19 protein-coding genes are annotated in these 20,340 nt (G+C 64.7%); 14 read left to right on the top strand and 5 right to left on the bottom strand.

Annotated features, from left to right (window positions below):
- Positions 1 to 87: 87 nt before the first annotated feature.
- Together CAG11_RS19240 and gloB are read right to left on the bottom strand one after the other, a co-directional pair.
- Positions 88 to 1,515 (bottom strand): transglycosylase SLT domain-containing protein, encoded by a 1,428-nt coding sequence (locus tag CAG11_RS19240; RefSeq protein WP_085597464.1) that lies wholly within the window; start codon positions 1,513 to 1,515, stop codon positions 88 to 90.
- Between the two features lie 98 nt (positions 1,516 to 1,613).
- Positions 1,614 to 2,381: a hydroxyacylglutathione hydrolase gene (gene gloB, locus CAG11_RS19245; RefSeq protein ID WP_053131383.1), complete on the bottom strand. Its 768-nt coding sequence runs from the start codon at positions 2,379 to 2,381 to the stop codon at positions 1,614 to 1,616.
- Positions 2,382 to 2,446: 65 nt separating this feature from the next.
- Between gloB and CAG11_RS19250 the strand changes: the two genes are divergently transcribed.
- The 5 genes from CAG11_RS19250 (at position 2,447) to CAG11_RS19270 (ending at position 7,645) form a co-directional block, all read left to right on the top strand.
- Positions 2,447 to 3,205, top strand: a complete 759-nt coding sequence (locus tag CAG11_RS19250; RefSeq protein WP_085597465.1) for a class I SAM-dependent methyltransferase — start codon at positions 2,447 to 2,449, stop codon at positions 3,203 to 3,205.
- Positions 3,206 to 3,310: 105 nt separating this feature from the next.
- Complete coding sequence (gene rnhA, locus CAG11_RS19255) at positions 3,311 to 3,760, top strand: ribonuclease HI (protein WP_085597466.1); 450 nt, start codon at positions 3,311 to 3,313, stop codon at positions 3,758 to 3,760.
- 123 nt (positions 3,761 to 3,883) lie between these two features.
- Positions 3,884 to 4,630, top strand: coding sequence for a DNA polymerase III subunit epsilon (dnaQ, locus tag CAG11_RS19260; protein ID WP_085597467.1), 747 nt, complete (start codon positions 3,884 to 3,886; stop codon positions 4,628 to 4,630).
- A gap of 172 nt (positions 4,631 to 4,802) precedes the next feature.
- Complete coding sequence (locus CAG11_RS19265; RefSeq protein WP_085597468.1) at positions 4,803 to 7,058, top strand: arginine/lysine/ornithine decarboxylase; 2,256 nt, start codon at positions 4,803 to 4,805, stop codon at positions 7,056 to 7,058.
- Between the two features lie 14 nt (positions 7,059 to 7,072).
- Positions 7,073 to 7,645, top strand: coding sequence for a GNAT family N-acetyltransferase (locus CAG11_RS19270; RefSeq protein ID WP_085597469.1), 573 nt, complete (start codon positions 7,073 to 7,075; stop codon positions 7,643 to 7,645).
- Here the strand turns inward: CAG11_RS19270 and CAG11_RS19275 are convergent.
- Positions 7,642 to 8,535 (bottom strand): LysR family transcriptional regulator, encoded by an 894-nt coding sequence (locus CAG11_RS19275; protein ID WP_085597470.1) that lies wholly within the window; start codon positions 8,533 to 8,535, stop codon positions 7,642 to 7,644. The genes CAG11_RS19270 and CAG11_RS19275 overlap by 4 nt on opposite strands.
- A gap of 132 nt (positions 8,536 to 8,667) precedes the next feature.
- Positions 8,668 to 8,904, bottom strand: a complete 237-nt coding sequence (locus CAG11_RS19280; RefSeq protein ID WP_085597471.1) for a hypothetical protein — start codon at positions 8,902 to 8,904, stop codon at positions 8,668 to 8,670.
- Positions 8,905 to 9,081: 177 nt separating this feature from the next.
- On the opposite strand from CAG11_RS19280, the gene CAG11_RS19285 reads away from it, so the two are divergent.
- Together CAG11_RS19285 and CAG11_RS19290 are read left to right on the top strand one after the other, a co-directional pair.
- Positions 9,082 to 9,639, top strand: a complete 558-nt coding sequence (locus CAG11_RS19285) for an NADPH-dependent FMN reductase (RefSeq protein WP_053130426.1) — start codon at positions 9,082 to 9,084, stop codon at positions 9,637 to 9,639.
- 103 nt (positions 9,640 to 9,742) lie between these two features.
- Positions 9,743 to 11,026: an arsenic transporter gene (locus CAG11_RS19290; RefSeq protein ID WP_085597472.1), complete on the top strand. Its 1,284-nt coding sequence runs from the start codon at positions 9,743 to 9,745 to the stop codon at positions 11,024 to 11,026.
- Positions 11,027 to 11,032: 6 nt separating this feature from the next.
- On the opposite strand, the gene CAG11_RS19295 is transcribed toward CAG11_RS19290, so the two are convergent.
- Complete coding sequence (locus tag CAG11_RS19295; RefSeq protein WP_085597473.1) at positions 11,033 to 11,989, bottom strand: DUF1853 family protein; 957 nt, start codon at positions 11,987 to 11,989, stop codon at positions 11,033 to 11,035.
- Positions 11,990 to 12,136: 147 nt separating this feature from the next.
- Here CAG11_RS19295 and CAG11_RS19300 point away from each other — a divergent pair, with 147 nt between their 5' ends.
- The 7 genes from CAG11_RS19300 to CAG11_RS19330 all read left to right on the top strand — a co-directional run bounded on the left by CAG11_RS19300 (position 12,137) and on the right by CAG11_RS19330 (position 20,333).
- Positions 12,137 to 13,027, top strand: a complete 891-nt coding sequence (locus CAG11_RS19300; protein WP_085597474.1) for an NAD(+) kinase — start codon at positions 12,137 to 12,139, stop codon at positions 13,025 to 13,027.
- Positions 13,024 to 13,998 carry a metallophosphoesterase gene (locus CAG11_RS19305; RefSeq protein WP_177409137.1) on the top strand — a complete coding sequence of 325 codons (975 nt, stop codon included), beginning with the start codon at positions 13,024 to 13,026 and terminating at the stop codon, positions 13,996 to 13,998. Before CAG11_RS19300 ends, CAG11_RS19305 begins: the two co-directional genes overlap by 4 nt.
- Complete coding sequence (locus tag CAG11_RS19310) at positions 13,995 to 14,864, top strand: rhomboid family intramembrane serine protease (protein WP_085597476.1); 870 nt, start codon at positions 13,995 to 13,997, stop codon at positions 14,862 to 14,864. Before CAG11_RS19305 ends, CAG11_RS19310 begins: the two co-directional genes overlap by 4 nt.
- 15 nt (positions 14,865 to 14,879) lie before the next feature.
- Positions 14,880 to 15,140, top strand: coding sequence for a YeaC family protein (locus CAG11_RS19315; RefSeq protein ID WP_085597477.1), 261 nt, complete (start codon positions 14,880 to 14,882; stop codon positions 15,138 to 15,140).
- Positions 15,137 to 15,967 (top strand): DUF2797 domain-containing protein, encoded by an 831-nt coding sequence (locus CAG11_RS19320; protein ID WP_085597478.1) that lies wholly within the window; start codon positions 15,137 to 15,139, stop codon positions 15,965 to 15,967. Before CAG11_RS19315 ends, CAG11_RS19320 begins: the two co-directional genes overlap by 4 nt.
- A 12-nt stretch (positions 15,968 to 15,979) precedes the next feature.
- On the top strand, positions 15,980 to 18,637 hold the full coding sequence (pepN, locus tag CAG11_RS19325) for an aminopeptidase N (protein WP_085597479.1): 2,658 nt from the start codon (positions 15,980 to 15,982) through the stop codon (positions 18,635 to 18,637).
- 640 nt (positions 18,638 to 19,277) lie between these two features.
- Positions 19,278 to 20,333, top strand: coding sequence for a YCF48-related protein (locus tag CAG11_RS19330; RefSeq protein WP_085065952.1), 1,056 nt, complete (start codon positions 19,278 to 19,280; stop codon positions 20,331 to 20,333).
- Positions 20,334 to 20,340 lie beyond the last annotated feature (7 nt).

The following is a 20,340-nucleotide window of genomic DNA, read 5'->3' on the forward strand; positions in this document are numbered from 1 at the left end:
GGGCGGGGCGGGTCGGTATTGCCGGATGCCCCGGGAAGCTCAGGCGCAGGGCTTGCCGGTGTTGACACCGGCAGGCCTCGTCGGCACTCAGTGCGGCAGGTAGACGGTGAGCGTCTGGCCCGGCTTGAGGGCCTGGCCGGCCCGTGGATTCCAGCGCTTGAGGTGCTGCATCTCGACGTTGAAACGCTTGGCCACCATGTACAGCGAATCGCCTTGCTTGACCTTGTACTGGGTCGACTTGCGTTTCTGGGTAGCGGCCACGGTGGTCTTCTTGCCGACGGCCTGGCGCGCGTCCTGCAGGACCAGGGTCTGGCCGACCTTGAGGTTCTTGCCGCTGAGCTTGTTCCAGCGCTGCAGGTCCTGGACCCCGATCTTGTTGGCCTTGGCGATCAGCGCCAGGTTGTCGCCGCGCTTGACCTTGTAGACCCGCTTGCGCAGCGAGTCGCGGCCTTCGTCGCTGGCGAACGCAGCCTTGAGCGAGCGCTTGCTGATCAGTTCCTCAGGTTTCATGGTCGACAGGCTGGTGGTCAGCAACTGCGCCTTGGAGGTGGGTACCAGCAAGTGCTGCGGACCGTCGATGGTGGTGCGCTGCTTGAACGCCGGGTTGAGCTGGAACAGCTCGTCCTCGTCGATGTTGGCCACCGCCGCGACCTTGGACAGGTCCATGCGCTGGTTGATCTCCACCACCTGGAAGTAGGGTTCGTTGGCGATGGGGTTGAGGTTGATGCCGTAGGCCTCGGGGGCCAGCACCACCTGGGACAGGGCCAGCAGCTTGGGCACGTAGGCCTGGGTTTCCGATGGCAGCGGCAGGTTCCAGTAGTCGGTGGGCAGGCCGAGCTTCTCGTTGCGCTCGATGGCCCGGCTGACGGTGCCTTCGCCGGCGTTGTAGGCCGCCAGGGCCAGCAGCCAGTCGCCGTTGAACATGTCATGCAGGCGGGTCAGGTAGTCCATGGCCGCGGTGGTCGAGGCGGTGATGTCGCGGCGGCCATCGTAGAAACGGGTCTGGCGCAGGTTGAAGGAGCGACCGGTGGCCGGGACGAATTGCCACAGGCCCACGGCATCGGCCCGGGAATAGGCCAGCGGGTTGTAGGCGCTTTCGATCACTGGCAGCAGGGCCAGCTCCAGCGGCATGTTGCGCTCTTCAAGACGCTCGACGATGTAGTGGATATAAAGGCTGCCGCGCTCGCTGGCGTTCTGCAGGAAGGACGGATTGCTGGCGAACCACAGGCGCTGTTGCTCGATGCGCGGGTTGACGCCCAGGTTCTCTTGCAACTGGAAGCCCTGGCGCATGCGTTCCCAGACGTCCTGGGGGACTTGCGGGCTGGGCTGGGTGCCCAGCCAGATGGGTTTCTGCTTGATGCGGGCGTTGAGATTCGGAGTGTGTGTGGCTTCAGTCTGCGGGACGTGACCGGTGCTTTGGCAGCCCGCAAGAGTCGCTGACACAGCTACCGCGATGGCCTGGGCCAAGCGCGTCAATGCGTCTGAACTGATGGCGTAACGAATAAATGACGACATTGGCTGGAAGTTAGTTCCGGGCAAAAATGTCGGGCGATTCTAGAAAGCACCCGAAGAGCGGTCAACCATTCAGAATTTCTATGCCAATGCCGGGGTTCTTAGAATTTATCTTTCCAGGCCCGCAAAGCCGCAAAAACCGCACTCTGCGACGGGGTATCCCGGCCGTTCCGTTCGTCCGCTTTTTGTTTAACGGATGTTTCACCGGTACGCAGGAAAGGGTTGGTCGACTTCTCCAGGGCCAGGGTCGATGGCAGGGTCATGAGGCCTTGCTCGCGCTGGCGCGCGACTTTTTCCAGGCGCTGGGCGATCTCTGGGTTGGTCGGCTCCACGGCCTGGGCGAAGCGCAGGTTGCCCAAGGTGTATTCGTGGGTGCAGTAGACCAGGGTGTCGTCCGGCAGCGCCGCGAGGCGGCCCAGGGACTGGTGCATCTGTTCGGCGGTGCCCTCGAACAGGCGACCGCAACCGGCGGCGAACAGCGTGTCGCCACAGAACAGCAGGCCCCGGTGGTAGTAGGCGATATGCCCCAGGGTATGGCCGGGTACCGCCAGGACCAGGAAGTCCCAGCCGAGGATGTTGAGCTGGTCTTCATCGTCCAGGGCCACGTCGCGGGCGGGGATCTTCTCCCGGGCCGGGCCGTAGACCGTGGCGCCGCTATGCTGTTTCAAGCGCTCGACGCCGCCGACGTGGTCGTGGTGGTGGTGGGTCACCAGGATGTCGCTCAGGCGCCAGTCCGGGTGTTGTTCCAGCCAGGCCAGTACCGGTGCCGCATCCCCCGGGTCGACGACGGCGCAGCGTTGGCTGCGATGATCTTGTAACAACCAGATGTAGTTGTCGGTGAAGGCGGGCAGGGCACTGATCTGTATCATCTTCGGATTCGCCAAGGGGAAAACAATGGCGCATCTTAGAACTTCCTGGCGTGTTGGAGAATGCAATGACCGATAAAGCCTTCGCTCAGGCAGATCCCGACTGGCTGGCCCTGATCAGCACGGCCCGGGACTGGCTGTCCGGGCCGCTGGGGCAATTGCTGCTGGATGAAGAGCGGCGCATGCTCGAAGAAGAACTGGGGCGCTTCTTCGGCGGTTACCTGGTGCACTACGGCCCTTCGGCGCAGACCCCGCCGGCGGCGCCCCAGGTCCAGCGCAACGTTCGCCTGGGAGCGCCGTTGCCGGGGGTGGAGATCGTCTGCGAGGAGCAGGCCTGGCCCCTGAGCGAACATGCTGCCGATGTAGTGGTGCTGCAGCATGGCCTGGATTTTTCGCTGTCGCCCCATGGCCTGCTGCGCGAGGCGGCCAGCAGCGTGCGTCCGGGTGGCCACCTGCTGATCGTCGGGATCAATCCCTGGAGTACCTGGGGCCTGCGCCGGGCGTTCGCCCACGACGGCTTGCGCCAGGCCCGTTGCATCGCGCCCTCGCGCGTCGGCGACTGGCTCAACCTGCTGGGCTTCGCGCTGGAGAAACGGCGCTTCGGGTGCTATCGTCCGCCGCTTGCTTCGCAGGCATGGCAGGCGCGGCTGGCCGGTTGGGAGCGCCGGGCCGGCAAATGGCAGCTATCGGGTGGTGGTTTCTACCTGCTGGTGGCGCGCAAGATCGCCGTGGGCCTGCGCCCGGTACGCCAGGTCCGGCGCGAGCCGGTGGGCAAGCTGGTGCCACTGCCCATGGCCAAGGTCAACCGGCGCAATAGCGAGCCCTGAACAACTGCTGCAATTCTCTCTTTATATAGATCGGCCGGGCCTGCCCGGTCTTGGCCCTGTCGGCCGTGGCTGGCGGGGCAATGGCAATTTTGATGGAAGGCGTGGATGAGCGATAGCGTAGAAATCTTTACCGACGGTGCCTGCAAGGGCAATCCCGGCCCGGGTGGCTGGGGCGCGCTGCTGGTGTGCAAGGGCGTCGAGAAGGAGCTCTGGGGTGGCGAGGCCAATACCACCAACAACCGCATGGAGCTGCTGGCAGCGATTCGCGGCCTGCAGGAACTCAAGCGCCAGTGCGACGTACAGCTGATCACCGACTCGCAGTACGTGATGAAGGGCATCACCGAGTGGATGGTCAACTGGAAGAAGCGGGGCTGGAAGACCGCTGCCAAGGAGCCGGTGAAGAACGCCGACCTGTGGCAACAGCTGGACGAGCAGGTCAACCGGCATCAGGTCACCTGGCAATGGGTACGCGGCCATACCGGGCACCATGGCAACGAGCGTGCCGACCAACTGGCCAACCGCGGCGTGGACGAGGTCCGTGGCAACAAGGCCTGATGGCTGTCGTCCTGCCGTTCGCTGCACTCATGTGCGCTGGGCCGGCCTTGCCGCGCCTGTGCGCCGTCCCCGGGCGGGGCGTGCTAAAATCCCGCCCTTTGCCAGATTGAGAACTGACCACTGATGGCCAACAGATCTATTGTCCTCGATACCGAAACCACCGGTATGCCGGTGACCGACGGCCACCGGATCATTGAAATCGGTGGCGTCGAGTTGATTGGCCGACGCCTGACCGGGCGTCACTTCCACGTCTACCTGCAACCTGATCGCGAGAGCGACGAGGGCGCCATCGGCGTCCACGGCATCACCAACGAATTCCTGGTGGGCAAGCCGCGTTTCGCCGAAGTGGCCGATGAGTTCTTCGAATTCATCAAGGGCGCGCAGCTGATCATCCACAACGCGGCGTTCGACGTTGGCTTCATCAACAACGAATTCGCCTTGCTGGGCCAGCATGAGCGGGCCGACATCACCCAACATTGCAGCATCCTCGATACCTTGCTGATGGCCCGCGAGCGGCACCCGGGCCAGCGCAACAGCCTCGACGCCTTGTGCAAGCGCTATGGCGTCGACAACTCCGGCCGTGAGCTGCACGGCGCCTTGCTCGACTCGGAGATCCTCGCCGACGTCTACCTGACCATGACCGGCGGCCAGACCAGCTTGTCCCTGGCCGGCAATGGCGCCGATGGTGGTACGGGCGAGGGCGGCGCCCGGGCTTCGGCGATCCGCCGCCTGGCAGCCGACCGTCCGCGTGGACGGATCATCATGGCCAGTGAGGCCGAGCTGGCCGAGCACCAGGCCCGCCTGGAAGCCATCGCCAAATCCGCTGGCGGCCCGGCGCTCTGGACCCAACTGCTCGAAACCCAGCATTGAGCCTGTAGCCGCTGTCGCAGCCTCTTGGGCGCGGCAGCGGCTCCAGCCGGTTGTTGTTCCAGTGCGACGTTTTGTTACAAGGTGTCCCCACCCGGGGTGACACGCCAGCCGTGCAGCTTCTACCCTGAGTCCATTGGCGGGGCCAACCCGTCGCATCAGGACTTCCCGCCCCATGTATAAAGACCTGCAGTTTCCGATCCTGATCGTGCACCGTGATATCAAGGCCGATACGGTCGCGGGGGATCGGGTGCGGGGCATCGCCCGGGAGCTGGAAAAGGATGGCTTCAGCATCTTTTCCGCGGTGGACTATGCCGAGGGCCGGTTGGTGGCCTCCACCCATCACGGCCTGGCCTGCATGTTGATCGCCGCCGAGGGGGCGGGGGAGAACACTCACCTGCTGCAGAACATGGTGGAGTTGATTCGCCTGGCCCGGGTCCGGGCGCCGCTGCTGCCGATCTTCGCCCTGGGCGAGCAGGTGACCCTGGAAAACGCTCCCGCCGATGCCATGAGCGAACTCAACCAGCTGCGCGGCATCCTCTACCTGTTCGAGGACACCGTGCCGTTCCTGGCCCGGCAAGTGGCCCGTGCTGCACGGGGTTACCTGGATGGCCTGTTGCCGCCCTTCTTCAAGGCCCTGGTGCAACACACCGCCGACTCCAACTATTCCTGGCACACCCCGGGCCACGGTGGTGGCGTGGCCTATCGCAAGAGTGCGGTGGGGCAGGCGTTCCACCAGTTCTTCGGTGAGAACACCCTGCGTTCGGACCTCTCGGTATCGGTGCCGGAGCTGGGCTCGCTGCTCGACCATACCGGGCCCCTGGCGGAAGCCGAGGCCCGTGCGGCGCGCAATTTCGGCGCCGACCACACCTTCTTCGTGATCAATGGCACCTCCACGGCCAACAAGATCGTCTGGCATTCCATGGTCGGTCGCGATGACCTGGTGCTGGTGGACCGCAACTGCCACAAGTCGGTGCTGCACTCGATCATCATGACCGGGGCGATCCCGCTGTACCTGTGCCCGGAACGCAACGAACTGGGGATCATCGGCCCGATCCCGCTGAGCGAGTTCAGCGTCGAGTCGATCCGGGCCAAGATCGACGCCAGTGCGCTGACCCGCGGCCGGGCACCCAAGGTCAAGCTGGCGGTGATCACCAACTCGACCTACGACGGCCTGTGCTACAACGCCGAGTTGATCAAGCAGAGCCTGGGCAACAGCGTCGAGGTGCTGCACTTCGACGAGGCCTGGTACGCCTATGCGGCGTTCCACGAATTTTTCGCCGGTCGCTACGGCATGGGCACCTCGCGTTCGGCCGACAGCCCGCTGGTGTTCACCACCCACTCGACCCACAAGCTGCTGGCCGCCTTCAGCCAGGCGTCGATGATCCATGTGCAGGACGGCGGGGCCCGGCAACTGGATCGTGATCGTTTCAACGAAGCCTTCATGATGCACATCTCCACGTCGCCGCAGTACAGCATCATGGCTTCGCTGGACGTGGCCTCGGCGATGATGGAGGGGCCGGCCGGCCGCTCGTTGCTGCAAGAAATGTTCGACGAGGCCCTGAGCTTCCGCCGCGCCCTGGCCAACCTGCGGCAGAACATCGCCGCCGATGACTGGTGGTTCTCGGTCTGGCAACCGGAGCGGGTCGAGGGCATCGACCAGGTACGCACCGTCGACTGGCTGTTGGAGCCCGAGGGCGAGTGGCACGGCTTTGCCGGTGTCACCGACGACTACGTGCTGCTCGACCCGATCAAGGTGACCCTGGTCATGCCCGGCCTGACCGCGGGTGGCGCCTTGAGCGAGCGCGGGATTCCGGCGGCGGTGGTCAGCAAGTTCCTCTGGGAGCGTGGGCTGGTGGTGGAGAAGACCGGCCTGTATTCGTTCCTGGTGCTGTTCTCCATGGGCATCACCAAGGGCAAGTGGAGCACCTTGCTCACCGAGTTGCTGGAGTTCAAGCGCAGCTACGACGCCAATGCCAGTCTGGCCGGCTGCCTGCCCAGCGTCGCCAGCCAGGACCCGCAGCGCTACCAGGGCATGGGCCTGCAAGACTTGTGCGACCAGTTGCATGCCTGCTATCGCAGCAACGCCACCGCCAAGCATTTGCGGCGCATGTACACGGTGCTGCCGGAGGTGGCGATGAAACCCGCCGATGCCTATGACCACCTGGTGCGCGGCGATGTCGAGGCGGTGTCCATCGATCAGTTGCAGGACCGCATCGCCGCAGTGATGTTGGTGCCTTATCCGCCGGGCATCCCATTGATCATGCCCGGCGAACGTTTTACCGAGTCCACCCGTTCGATCATCGACTACCTGGCGTTCGCCCGGGATTTCGACAGTCGCTTCCCCGGGTTCGTCGCCGATGTGCACGGCCTGCAACATGAGGACCTGGGCAATGGCCGGCAGTACACCGTCGATTGCGTCCGGGAGTGAGGAGAGCAGTACCCATGCAGCCAGCATTCTGCCCGCATCCGGGGCTCGCGGTCCGTGTCGCCGATGCCGGGTTCGCGGCCTATGTCAACGACAGCGATTTCAGTTTCCAGGTCGAGGCCTACGCCGAGGCCGAACGCGACGTGGCAGTGGCCAGTTGGCCATTGCGCCAGGTGGTGCCTTATCGCAAGTGCTACGGCATCGACCCGGAGGAGTTCAGCAGCTACCGCGATGCTCCGGGCAGCGAGGTGTTCATGGCTTACCTGGATGGGCATCCGGTGGGGCATGTGGTGGTCAGCACCAACTGGAACGGTTATGGCCATATCGATGAACTGGCGGTGCATGCCCCGGCGCGGCGCCATGGGGTGGCCAGGGCCCTGCTGGAGGTGGCGCAGTTCTGGAGCCGCAAGAAGGGCCTGCCGGGGGTAATGCTGGAAACCCAGAACAACAACCTTGGCGCCTGCCGGTTGTACGAGCGTTGCGGCTACGTGGTGGGCGGCGTGGATCATTTGCGTTATCGCGGCATCGATCCGCAGACCGCTGAAACGGCGATCTTCTGGTACCTGCTGTTCGCCGAAGAGCCAGCCTAGCCTGCCAGCAACGCCGTGGCTTGTTCGGCCAGCAATTCCAGCAGGGCATTGAGCAGGGGCGAGCTGTCGCTGCCCTGGCGGCGCAAGGCGTAGAGGGTGACGCCCACGGGTGGCGACAAGGGGCTGATGTCGAGTCCCGAGCCCCGGGCCCCGGCGGCGGTGAACGGGTCGACGATGGCCAGGCCTTCGCCGGCTTCCACCAGGCTGCGCATCATCTGGTAGGTCTGGACCCGGGTCTGGATCACCGGGCTGGGCCGCAGGTTCTGCAACTTGCCGGCCAGGACCGCGCTCAGCGGGTCGTGTCCTTCCAGGCCAACCATGGCCTGGCCGGCCAGGTCCTGCAGGGATACGTATTTCTGCTTGGCCTGCAACCAGCCATGGGGCGCCAGCAGGAACAGCTTGCCCTGGGCCAGGGCCTGGCTGTGGATGTCCGGATGTTCGGGGTCATGCAGGCTCAGGCCCAGGTCGCAATCGCGCAACAGCAGGCTGTCGATGATCTCGCGGGTGCTCTGGCACAGGAGTCTGCATGGCGTATCCGCGAAGCGCCGGCGCAGGGCGGCGATGCATTGGGGCAACAGCTGCTGGACCAAGGGGGCGGTGCCGACGATGCGCAAAGGCGGCGCCTGGTGGAACCTCAGGCTGTCGGCCAGGCGTTGCACGGGTTCGAAGGCGTCATAGACCCGGGTGATTGCGCCCTGCAGCTCCCGCGCTTCGCGGGTGGCCTGCAGGCGTCCGCGTACACTGGCGAACAACATGAAGCCCAGCTGGCTTTCCGCATCGCGCAGCAGGGCCTCGACTTCGGCCACCGATAATTCCAGCAATTGGGCGGCACTGCCCAGGTGGGCGGTTTGCAGGAGCGCCTGAATCACTTCGATATGACGTAAACGCATGCTTGAAATCCATATCCAGCCGGTTAGGGACGCAAGCGTCGAATCCTACTCCAAGTCCGCGCCCGGAATCTGTAGCGGTTGTCGCAGTGGCAGGCGGGGGCGAACGCCCGGCGCGGGAGGAGGGGGCGCAGGTCAGGAAGTCACGGGAGAGTCGGGTTCGCGTACCAGGGTCACGTCCAGTTGCACCAGCAGGAAGTTGTTGTCGTCGAGCTTGCGCACCCGATCGCCGATGGCCAGGCGGTAGGTGGTCACGGGTTCCGCGCTGGCCTCGCCATCTTGTGCTGGCATGGATTCCTGGAATTCATGGACGGAATACACCCGCCCCTCGGCATCTCTTGCATGGAATTGTCCGACAAGTACTTCTGCCATCTTTTTAGAGCCTCTGGAGATAGAACACGCAAATTTCGGTGCTGTAGACCCGGGGGACCGGGCGGAAGTTTTACCCAGGGGAAAAAATATTAAAGAGCGCCTGGCGTCGGGGTAGCAGAGTACGCCTTGGCTCATCTATAACTAGCACTTCCCCCAAGCCAACGGTTGGAAACTCCAATGAGCAATGTCTACAAGGTTGCAGTACTGGTCGGCAGTTTGAGAAAGCAGTCCCTGAACCGCAAGGTTGCCTTGACCCTGGCTGAGCTGGCCCCGGCCAATCTCCAGCTGAACATTGTCGAGATCGGCGACTTGCCGTTCTACAACGAGGATATCGAGGCGACTCCCCCGGCCAGCTACGTTGCGTTTCGCCAACGGATCGTCGAGGCCGATGCGGTGCTGTTCGTGACTCCCGAGTACAACCGTTCAGTGCCGGCGGTGCTGAAGAATGCCATCGACGTCGGCTCGCGCCCCTATGGCAAGAACAACTGGAGCGGCAAGCCGGGGGCGGTGATCAGTGTGTCCCCGGGGGCCATTGGCGGTTTTGGCGCCAACCATCATTTACGCCAGTCCCTGGTCTTCTTGAATGTGCCGTGCATGCAGCAGCCCGAGGCCTACATGGGCGGCGCCGGTTCCGCATTCGATGAGTCCGGCAAGCTGGCGGAGGCCACCCGGCCATTCCTCCAGGGTTTCATCAACGCCTTCGGCCAGTGGGTCGAGCAACAGAAGCGCACCTGAGTTCCCTCCAGTGCGGCGGTCCCGGCTTTGGAAAAGGCCGGGACGTCCCCCCTCAAGTCCTGCCCCTGGGGCTTGCCCGCGAGCCACGGATGCCTGCCAAGACATGCTGATTGCCGTAGCGATCTTCCTGCTGACCATCATCCTGGTGATCTGGCAGCCCCGAGGGCTGGGCGTGGGCTGGAGTGCAATGGGCGGCGCGCTGCTGGCGTTGCTCTGCGGGACGGTGCAGCTCGCCGATATCCCGGTGGTATGGCAGATCATCTGGAATGCCACCGGCACTTTCGTCGCCTTGATCATCATCAGCCTGTTGCTGGACGAGGCTGGTTTCTTCGCCTGGGCCGCGTTGCACGTGGCGCGGTGGGGGCAGGGCAAGGGCCGCCGGCTGTTCGCCTGGATGGTGCTGCTCGGGGCGCTGGTCTCGGCGCTGTTCGCCAACGATGGCGCGGCGCTGATCCTGACGCCCATCGTCATCTCCATGCTCCTGGCCTTGCACTTTTCCAGGGCGGCCACCCTGGCCTTCGTCATGGGGGCCGGGTTCATCGCCGATACCGCGAGCCTGCCGCTGGTGATGTCGAACCTGGTGAACATCGTTTCTGCCGACTTCTTCGGTATCGGTTTCAACCGCTACGCCGCAGTGATGCTGCCGGTGAACCTGGTAAGCGTCGTCGCCACCCTGGCGGTGTTGCTGAGGTTCTTTGGCCGGGACATTCCCCAGGCCTATGACCCACGGCAACTGGCCGACCCGGCGAGCGCCATTCACGATCGCGGCACCTTTTTCGCCGGCTGGTGGGTGCTGTTGATCCTGCTGCTGGGCTGCTTCGCCCTGGAACCCCTGGGCATTCCCATCAGCGCCATTTCGGCGGGCTGCGCTTGCCTGTTGTTGATGGTGGCTGCCCGGGGCCAGAGGATTTCCACGCGCAAGGTACTCAAGGAGGCCCCGTGGCAGATCGTGCTGTTCTCCCTGGGCATGTACCTGGTGGTGTACGGCTTGCGTAACGCCGGGCTCACCACGCACCTGGCCGGCTGGCTGGACGCTTTCGCCGCCGGCGGGGTCTGGGGCGCGGCGCTGGGCACCGGGCTGCTGGCGGCGGGCTTGTCGTCGGTGATGAACAATCTGCCGGCAGTGCTGGTCGGCGCCTTGTCCATCGATGCCAGCCAGGCCACGGGCGTGGTCAGGGAGGCGATGATCTACGCCAACGTGATCGGCAGCGACCTGGGGCCCAAGATCACTCCCATAGGTAGCCTGGCGACCTTGCTCTGGCTGCATGTGCTGGACCGCAAGGGCATTCATGTCAGCTGGGGTTACTACCTGCGGGTCGGGATAGTGCTGACCCTGCCGGTGCTGCTGGTGACCCTGGCGGCGCTGGCCCTGCGCCTGTTGCTCTGAGTCCGGCTAGGGCTGGGATGCCGCGGGCAGGTCGGGCCACGGGTCGGCCACCAGGAACAGGCGCTCGGCCTCGACCCAGTCGCCTTCGGCGCTCTCTTGCAGGCGCACCAGCAGTTGCGCCGGGGCCATGGGGTCGAGCTCGGCCAACCATTGCTGCAACTGGGCGGCGCTCCAGGTGTGTTCGCCGGGGTAGCGCGCCGGAGCCAGCCAGGCATGCCGGGGCAGGGGCTGCCAGCGCCCCGGCGGGCTGCTGTCGATGAACGCCGGCCAGTCGCGCTGATGCAGCCAGCGCCCGCGCAGGTGCTGCGGATGGGCGCCCAGGGGCGGGTCGGCATGGCCCGGCCAGGAATACAGCAGGTAGCCGCCGAGCCACAGGTGGGCGCTGGGTTGGCCGACCTTCAGCGCCGCCAGGGTGGCGTGGCTTTCTTCCCGGGCCGAAAGCGGCAGCTGGTGCGCGGCCAGGTGGGCCAGCTTGCGGTCCAGGCGGTCGTGGCAGCCCGGGCCCAGCCATTGCGCGCTATCGCCGCCGGGCCCTTGCTGTGGACCGAGGTAGAGCTTGATCGCCAACTCCAGGTGGTGCACCCCGTCGCGGTCGCGCAGGAGCATGTCCAGCTCGCCCAGGGTATGGCCGTCGCGACGGATCGGCAGGTTGGCCGCCAATAGCTCCACTCCCGGGGCGTGCTGCACGGCGAACTGCCAGAGCCGCTCGTAGTACAGGCCCAGGCGCCGGGTCGGGCTGCGGCTGAGCCACTGGCGCAGTGCGCTGCTGTCCTGGTCCTGCACTTGCAGCCAGTGGGCCAGCCGTTGCGGCTCCAGGGTCCAGTCGCTGCCGGCCAGGGGGTGGCGTTGGGGCCAGGGTGTGGCGCTGAGCATTGGCGGGGCGAGGATCACCCAGGCGAGATCGCGCACTTCGGGCTGGCGTAGCTGGCGGGGGAGGTTGAGCAAATCGGCGAACGGGAGCATGTTGCGAGCATAGACGCAAACCGCGGCGGCTCGCGATAAATACCTGCCGCCCGGGCGCCGGGCGAGCCTGTATGGCTGAAAGGATTTTGTCTGGCGCCGGGTTTCGCCCATAATCCTCCGTTTCGCCCGAACCCCCGCAGGAGCCCCATGGAGCAATTTCGCAATATCGGCATTATCGGTCGCCTGGGCAGCTCCCAGGTGCTGGACACAGTGCGCCGACTGAAAAAGTTTCTGCTCGAACGCCACCTGCACGTGATCCTCGAGGACACCATCGCTGAAGTGCTGCCAGGCCACGGCCTGCAGACCTCTTCGCGCAAGCTGCTGGGCGAGGTCTGCGACATGGTCATCGTGGTCGGTGGCGACGGCAGCCTGCTGGGCGCCGCCCGGGCCCTGGCGCGGCACAATATCCCGGTGCTGGGGATCAACCGCGGCAGCCTGGGCTTTCTCACCGATATCCGTCCCGACGAGCTGGAGATCAAGGTCGCCGAGGTGCTGGATGGCCACTACCTGGTGGAGAACCGTTTCCTGCTGCAGGCCGAGGTGCGCCGGCATGCCGAGGCCATTGGCCAGGGCGATGCCTTGAACGACGTGGTGCTGCACCCGGGCAAGTCGACCCGGATGATCGAGTTCGAGATCTACATCGACGGCCAGTTCGTCTGCAGCCAGAAGGCCGACGGCCTGATCGTCGCCACTCCCACCGGCTCCACGGCCTACGCACTGTCTGCCGGCGGCCCGATCATGCATCCCAAGCTCGATGCCATTGTGATCGTGCCGATGTACCCCCATACCTTGTCCGGACGGCCGATCGTGGTCGATGGCAACAGTGAGCTGAAAATCGTCGTGTCCAAAGATATGCAGATCTATCCGCAGGTTTCCTGCGACGGGCAGAACCACTTCACCTGTGCTCCGGGCGACACCATCACGGTGAGCAAGAAGGCCCAGAAGCTGCGCCTGATCCATCCGCTGGACCACAACTACTACGAGGTCTGCCGGACCAAGCTCGGCTGGGGCAGCCGCCTGGGTGGTGGAGGCGACTGATGCTCGATCCCGCGCGTAGCTACGACCTGGTCGGTGACGTGCACGGTTGTGCCCTGACCCTCGAACACCTGCTGGACCGGCTCGGTTACCACAAGCAGGGCGGCGTCTGGCGGCACCCGTCACGCATGGCCGTGTTCCTTGGCGACATTATCGATCGCGGCCCGCGGATTCGCGAGGCCTTGCACATCGTCCACGACATGGTCGAGGCCGGCCAGGCGCTGTGCATCATGGGCAACCACGAGTTCAATGCCTTGGGCTGGAGCACCCCGGCGGCCGAGGGCAGCGGCAAGCAGTTCGTGCGTGAGCACACCCCGCGCCATGCCCGGCTGATCCACGAGACCCTGGCCCAGTTCGAACAGCACCCCGGCGACTGGCACGATTTCCTTGAGTGGTTCTACCGGATGCCGTTGTTCGTCGACGCCGGACGCTTCCGGGTGGTACACGCCTGCTGGGATTCGCCGCTGATCGCCCAGCTACGCCAGCGCTACCCGGACGGCTGCATCGATCGCGACTTCCTGCAGGCCTCGGCGCTGCCTGACAGCTTCGCCAGCAATGCCTTCGACCGCCTGTTGCGGGGCACCGACATGCGCCTGCCCCATGGCTTGACCATGACCAGCGGCGACGGCCTGACCCGTTCGTTCTTCCGTACCAAGTTCTGGGAGGACGATCCGCAGACCTATGGCGATATCGTCTTCCAGCCCGATGCTTTGCCCGAGCCGGTGGCTCGCACGCCGTTGTCCCGGGACGAGAAGAACAGCCTGCTGCGCTACGGGGTCGAGGAGCCGCTGCTGTTCGTCGGCCACTACTGGCGCAGCGGTACGCCGGCGCCGATCCGGCCCAACCTGGCTTGCCTGGACTACAGCGCGGTGCTCTACGGCAAGCTCGCCGCCTACCGCCTGGACCAGGAAACGCGCCTGGATCCGAACAAGTTCGTCTGGGTCGACGTCGAGCGGCCGGAGGTGTCGCGATGAGCGCGGTAGCTATCTTGCGCCTGCCCCTGACCACCGACCTCAGCGGTTTCGTCAAGCTCTTGCAACGCATGCAGGTACCTCATCGGGTCAGCGAGGAAGCCGGGGAACAGGTGCTGTGGGTGCCCGAGTCCATCAGCCAGGATGTGCTGGGCCTGTACCAGCGCTTCCCAAAGGGCGATCCCGAGCAACAGTTGGACATTCCCCAGGCCACTGCCCCCGAGGGACCTGGGCTGGCCCAGCAGCTGCGGCGCAGCCCGGTGACGGCCCTGGTGCTGGTCCTGAGCCTGGTGGTCTGCGGCATCACGTTGCTGGGGGACAACCTGCAAGTGCTGAGCTGGTTCACCTTCCTCGATTTTCGCGTAGCCGGCGACTACCTGCAGTTCCGCCCCCTGGCCGACGGCCTGGCGGCAGGGCAGTGGTGGCGCCTGGTGACGCCGATGCTGATCCACTTCGGCATCCTGCATATCGCCATGAACGGCATGTGGTACTGGGAGCTGGGGCGGCGCATCGAGTTGCGCCAGGGCAGCATCAACCTGCTGGGCCTGACCCTGTTGTTCAGTCTGGTTTCCAATTACGCGCAATATCATTTCAGCGGCCCCAGCCTGTTCGGTGGCTTGTCCGGGGTGCTGTACGGTCTGCTGGGGCATTGCTGGATCTATCAATGGCTGTCGCCCAACCCCATTTATCGCCTGCCCCGTGGTGTGCTGGTGATGATGCTTGTGTGGTTGCTGCTGTGCCTGTCCGGGCTGGTCTCGATGATCGGCTTCGGTGAAATCGCCAACGCCGCCCATGTCGGCGGGTTGCTCGTCGGTTGCCTCACCGGTTTGTTGGGCGGCTTGTACAGCCGCCGTAAACTGGCCCTCTAATTCCTGGAGTCTTGTATGTCGTCCTTTGTCGAAATGATCGAAAACATCACCCCCGATATCTATCGCAGCCTGAAGCTGGCGGTGGAGATCGGCAAATGGTCCGATGGCCGCAAGCTCACCCCCGAGCAGCGCGAGCTGTCGCTGCAGGCCATGATCGCCTGGGAAATGCACAACCTGCCCGAGGAAGAACGTACCGGCTACATGGGCCCGCAGGAGTGCTCGTCCAAGGCCGAGGCCGTGCCGAACATCCTGTTCAAGTCGGATGCCATCCATTGATCGAGATCGGCCGCGGCTCCATCAGTAAAATGTCGACCCGCCTGGACGGGCCGAACGTGCAATACGCCTTCCGCCTGGGCGACAGCGAAGTGCCGGTCAATCCCTTGATCGGCAGCAAGCTGCGCCTGGAATACCTGGGGGCGATCCACTGCACCCATTGCGGGCGCAAGACCAAGACCAGCTTCAGCCAGGGCTACTGCTATCCGTGCATGACCAAGCTGGCCCAGTGCGATGTCTGCATCATGAGCCCGGAGCGTTGCCACTACGACGCCGGCACTTGCCGCGAGCCGTCCTGGGGCGAGCAGTTCTGCATGACCGACCACGTGGTCTACCTGGCCAACTCCTCGGGGATCAAGGTCGGTATCACCCGGGCCACCCAGTTGCCCACCCGCTGGCTCGACCAGGGCGCCAGCCAGGCGCTGCCGATCATGCGCGTGGCGACCCGCCAGCAGTCCGGTTTCGTCGAGGATCTGTTCCGCACCCAGGTGGCCGACAAGACCAACTGGCGGGCCTTGCTCAAGGGTGACGCCCAGGTCGTGGACCTGGTCCAGGTGCGCGAGCAACTGTTCGCATCCTGCGCCGAGGGTTTGCTGGCCTTGCAGGAGCGTTTCGGTTTGCAGGCGATCCAGCCGGTGCGTGACATCGAGCCCCTGGAAATCCGCTATCCGGTCGAGCAGTACCCGGCCAAGATCGTCAGCTTCAACCTGGACAAGAATCCGATCGCCGAAGGCACCCTGCTGGGGATCAAGGGCCAGTACCTGATCTTCGACACCGGCGTGATCAACATTCGCAAATACACGGCCTACCAGCTGGCCGTGCATCAGTAGAAGGAATTCGCCATGCGCACCGAACAGCCGAAGATGATCTACCTGAAGGACTATCAGGCCCCCGAGTACCTGATCGACGAGACCCACCTGACCTTCGAGTTGTTCGAGGATCACAGCCTGGTCCACGCGCAACTGGTGATGCGCCGCAACCCGGCCCGTGGCGCCGGGCTGCCGCCGCTGGTGCTCGATGGCCAGCAACTGGAGCTGTTGTCGGTGAGCCTGGCCGACCAGCCCCTGGGCGCGGGCGACTATCAACTGGACGACAACCACCTGACCCTGCACCCGGCCAGTGCCAGCTTCACCGTGGACACCAGCGTCAGGATCAACCCGCAAACCAATACCGCCCTGGAAGGCCTGTACAAGTCCAGCGGCATGTTCTGCACCCAGTGCGAAGCCGAGGGCTTTCGCAAGATCACCTATTACCTGGACCGCCCGGATGTGATGAGCAAGTTCACCACCACCGTGGTGGCCGAGCAGCACCGCTATCCGGTGCTGCTGTCCAACGGCAACCCGATCGCCAGCGGCCCGGGCGAAGATGGCCGGCACTGGGCGACCTGGGAAGACCCGTTCATGAAGCCGGCCTACCTGTTCGCCCTGGTGGCGGGGGACCTGTGGTGCGTCGAGGACAGCTTCTGCACCATGAGCGGTCGCGACGTAGCGCTGCGCATCTACGTCGAGCCTGAGAACATCGACAAATGCCAGCACGCCATGAACAGCCTGAAGAAGTCCATGCGCTGGGACGAGCAGACCTATGGCCGGGAATATGACCTGGACATCTTCATGATCGTCGCAGTCAACGACTTCAACATGGGCGCCATGGAAAACAAGGGCCTGAATATCTTCAACTCCAGCGCCGTGCTGGCCCGCGCCGAGACCGCCACCGACGCCGCTCACCAGCGGGTCGAGGCCATCGTTGCCCACGAGTACTTCCACAACTGGTCGGGCAACCGGGTGACCTGTCGCGACTGGTTCCAGCTGTCGCTCAAGGAAGGTTTCACGGTGTTCCGCGATGCCGGGTTCTCCTCGGACATGAACTCGCGCACGGTCAAGCGCATCCAGGACGTGGCCTACCTGCGCACCCACCAGTTCGCCGAAGACGCCGGGCCCATGGCCCACGCCGTGCGCCCGGAGAGCTTCATCGAGATCTCCAACTTCTACACCCTGACCGTGTACGAGAAGGGCTCGGAAGTAGTGGGCATGATCCACACGCTGCTGGGCGCCGAGGGCTTTCGCAAGGGCAGCGACCTGTACTTCGAACGCCATGATGGCCAGGCCGTGACCTGCGACGACTTCGTCAAGGCCATGGAAGATGCCAATGGCGTCGACCTGACCCAGTTCAAGCGCTGGTACAGCCAGGCCGGCACTCCGCGCCTCGCGGTCAGCGAGGCCTACGACGCCGCAGCCAAGACCTACAGCCTGACCTTCCGCCAGAGCTGCCCGCAAACGCCGGACAAGGTGGAAAAATTGCCGTTCGTGATCCCGGTGGAACTGGGCCTGCTGGACAGCCAGGGCGCCGCCATCGCCCTGCGCCTGGCCGGTGAGGCCAGCGCCCAGGGCAACTCCCGGGTGATCTCGGTGACCGAGGCCGAGCAGACCTTCACGTTCGTCGACGTCGCCGAGCGTCCCTTGCCGTCGTTGCTGCGCGGTTTCTCGGCGCCGGTCAAGCTGAGCTTCCCCTACGATCGTGACCAGCTGATGTTCCTCATGCAGCATGACAGCGATGGTTTCAACCGTTGGGAGGCCGGCCAGCAACTGGCGGTGCAGGTACTGCAGGAGCTGATCGGCCAGCACCAACAGGGCCAGGCCCTGGTGATGGACCAACGCCTGGTGACGGCCCTGGGCAGCGTGCTGGCCGACGAAAGCCTGGACCCGGCCATGGTCGCCGAGATGCTGTCGTTGCCGGGCGAGGCCTACCTCACCGAAATCAGCGAAGTAGCGGACGTCGAGGCCATCCATGGGGCCCGCGAATTCGCCCGCAAGCAGTTGGCCGAGCAGCTGTTCGCTGCCTTGCTCAAGCGCTACCAGGCCAATCGCGAGCTGTCCCGCGCCACCGCCTATGTGGCCGAGTCCGAGCACTTCGCCCGCCGCGCGCTGCAGAACATCGCCTTGTCCTACCTGATGCTGGTCGGCAAGCCTGAGGTCCTGGCGGCCGCCATCGAGCAACTCGACAGCGCCGACAACATGACCGAGCGCCTGACCGCCCTGGCGGTGCTGGTCAATTCGCCGTTCGAGGCCGAGAAGGCCCAGGCCCTGGCGGTGTTCGCCGAAAACTTCAAGGACAATGCGCTGGTCATGGACCAGTGGTTCAGCGTCCAGGCGGCCAGCCCGTTGCCTGGCGGCCTGGAGCGGGTCAAGGCGTTGATGCAACACCCGGCGTTCAACATCAAGAACCCGAACAAGGTGCGGGCGCTAATCGGGGCCTTTGCCGGCCAGAACCTGATCAACTTCCACGCCGCCGACGGTTCGGGCTACCGCTTCCTGGCGGACCTGGTGATCCAGCTCAACGGTTTCAACCCGCAGATCGCTTCCCGCCAGCTGGCGCCTCTGACTCGCTGGCGCAAGTACGACAGCGCCCGGCAGGCGTTGATGAAGGTCGAGCTGGAGCGCATCCGCGCCTCGGGCGAGCTGTCCAGCGATGTGTTCGAGGTGGTCAGCAAGAGCCTGGCCTGATCTGCCCCTAGGGTCTGTTGCCATTTCGCCGCGACCGCGCCGGAGCCGGTTTTAGCGCGGAGCTAGGCACGAGACGCGAAGTTTGGCATTCCAAATGAGCGGTCGAGTAACGACGCGCCGCGCTAAAACCGGCCCGTCCCTTCGGGTTGCGCGGCAAATGGTGCCATGCGTCGTTGCGGGACTTGGCAAGGGAACGACCATTGCCTGCGTCCCACGCCTAGCCTGGCGCCATTTTTCGCGGCAACGCGGTTTGCGCCGAAACGGCAACAGACCCTAGGCACGGCGACCCTGCCGTGCCTTCGCTCCCCGGTGCTGCCCAGGCAGCGCCGGGCTTTTTGTTTGCGCACTCCCTCTCTTCGGTCCCGGCAGGCTGCGCTGAGCGCTGCCTGGGTATGGCCTGGGTATCGATCACTTCGACGAATGCCCGAATATTCAGGCCTGGCCCGAGGGGCTGCGATTAACAAAAGATAACGTGGCGTCGATTGTCAGACGTTTCCAAAGCCCGATAGGATAGCCCGCAGCCAAAGGGGCTCTAGATTGCAGGTTTCAGGACGATCGAGCGGATCGGACGAACACCCGCGAGACCCTGCAGGCGCCCTGAAAGGTTGAACGACCTGACAATAATAATGGGGAGAGGTCTATGAGTGAGCCTGTCATGGGTGTGGTTGCTGGCCGCCCGCCGGCGTTGCGTAGGGTCGCATCGTTGGCTGCAGCGCTCTCGCTGTTGAGTGTCGCGACACTGGCGCTGCCTGTCCGGGCTGCCGCCGATACGGCGGACGCCGCTGTCTATTCCATCGAATCGCCCAAGGCGGCGAAGAACCTGATGCTCGATGTGGTCCACGCTGGCAAGCGCCTGGTGGCGGTGGGCGATCGCGGGCATATCCTCTATTCCGACGACCAGGGCGCGACCTGGAACCAGGCCAAGGTGCCGAGCCGGCAGTTGCTGACCGCGGTGTATTTCGTCGACGAGCAACATGGCTGGGCCGTGGGCCATGATGCGCAGATCCTCGCCAGCCAGGATGGCGGTGCCACCTGGACCCGGCAATTCCAGGACCTCAAGCGCGAAGCGCCGCTGCTGGACGTATGGTTCAAGGACGCCCAGACCGGTTATGCGGTGGGTGCCTATGGCGCCTTCCTGGAAACCACCGATGGCGGCCAGCACTGGGAAGACGCCAGCGAGCGCCTGGACAACGAAGACCAGTACCACCTCAACGCCATTGCCCAGGTCAAGGGCTCGGGGCTGTTCATCGTCGGTGAGCAGGGCAGCATGTTCCGCTCCGCCGATGACGGACAGACCTGGGAACGCCTCGAGGGGCCTTACGAGGGCTCGCTGTTCGGTGTGATCGGCACCGGCCAGCCGGCGACCCTGCTGGTCTACGGCCTGCGCGGCAACCTCTATCGCTCCACGGATTTCGGTGGCACCTGGGAGCAGGTGCGGCTCGAAGCCACGCGCGGCGCCCTGGAGTTCGGCTTGTCTGGCGCCACGCTGCTCGACGACGGCTCGCTGGTGATAGTCGGCCATGGCGGCAGCGTGATCCGCAGTACCGACCAGGGCCAGAGCTTCAGCGTATTCAACCGTCCGGATCGCATTTCCCTGTCATCGGTGAGTGCGGCCGGCAACGGCAACCTGGTCCTGGCCGGGCAGGGCGGCGTTCGCGTCGCGGCGGCAACGGGCGCTGAACTCGGCAATAAATAGGCCGGGC

The sequence above is a fragment of the Pseudomonas sp. B6(2017) genome (genome assembly GCF_002112765.1).
Taxonomy (GTDB): domain Bacteria; phylum Pseudomonadota; class Gammaproteobacteria; order Pseudomonadales; family Pseudomonadaceae; genus Aquipseudomonas; species Aquipseudomonas piscis.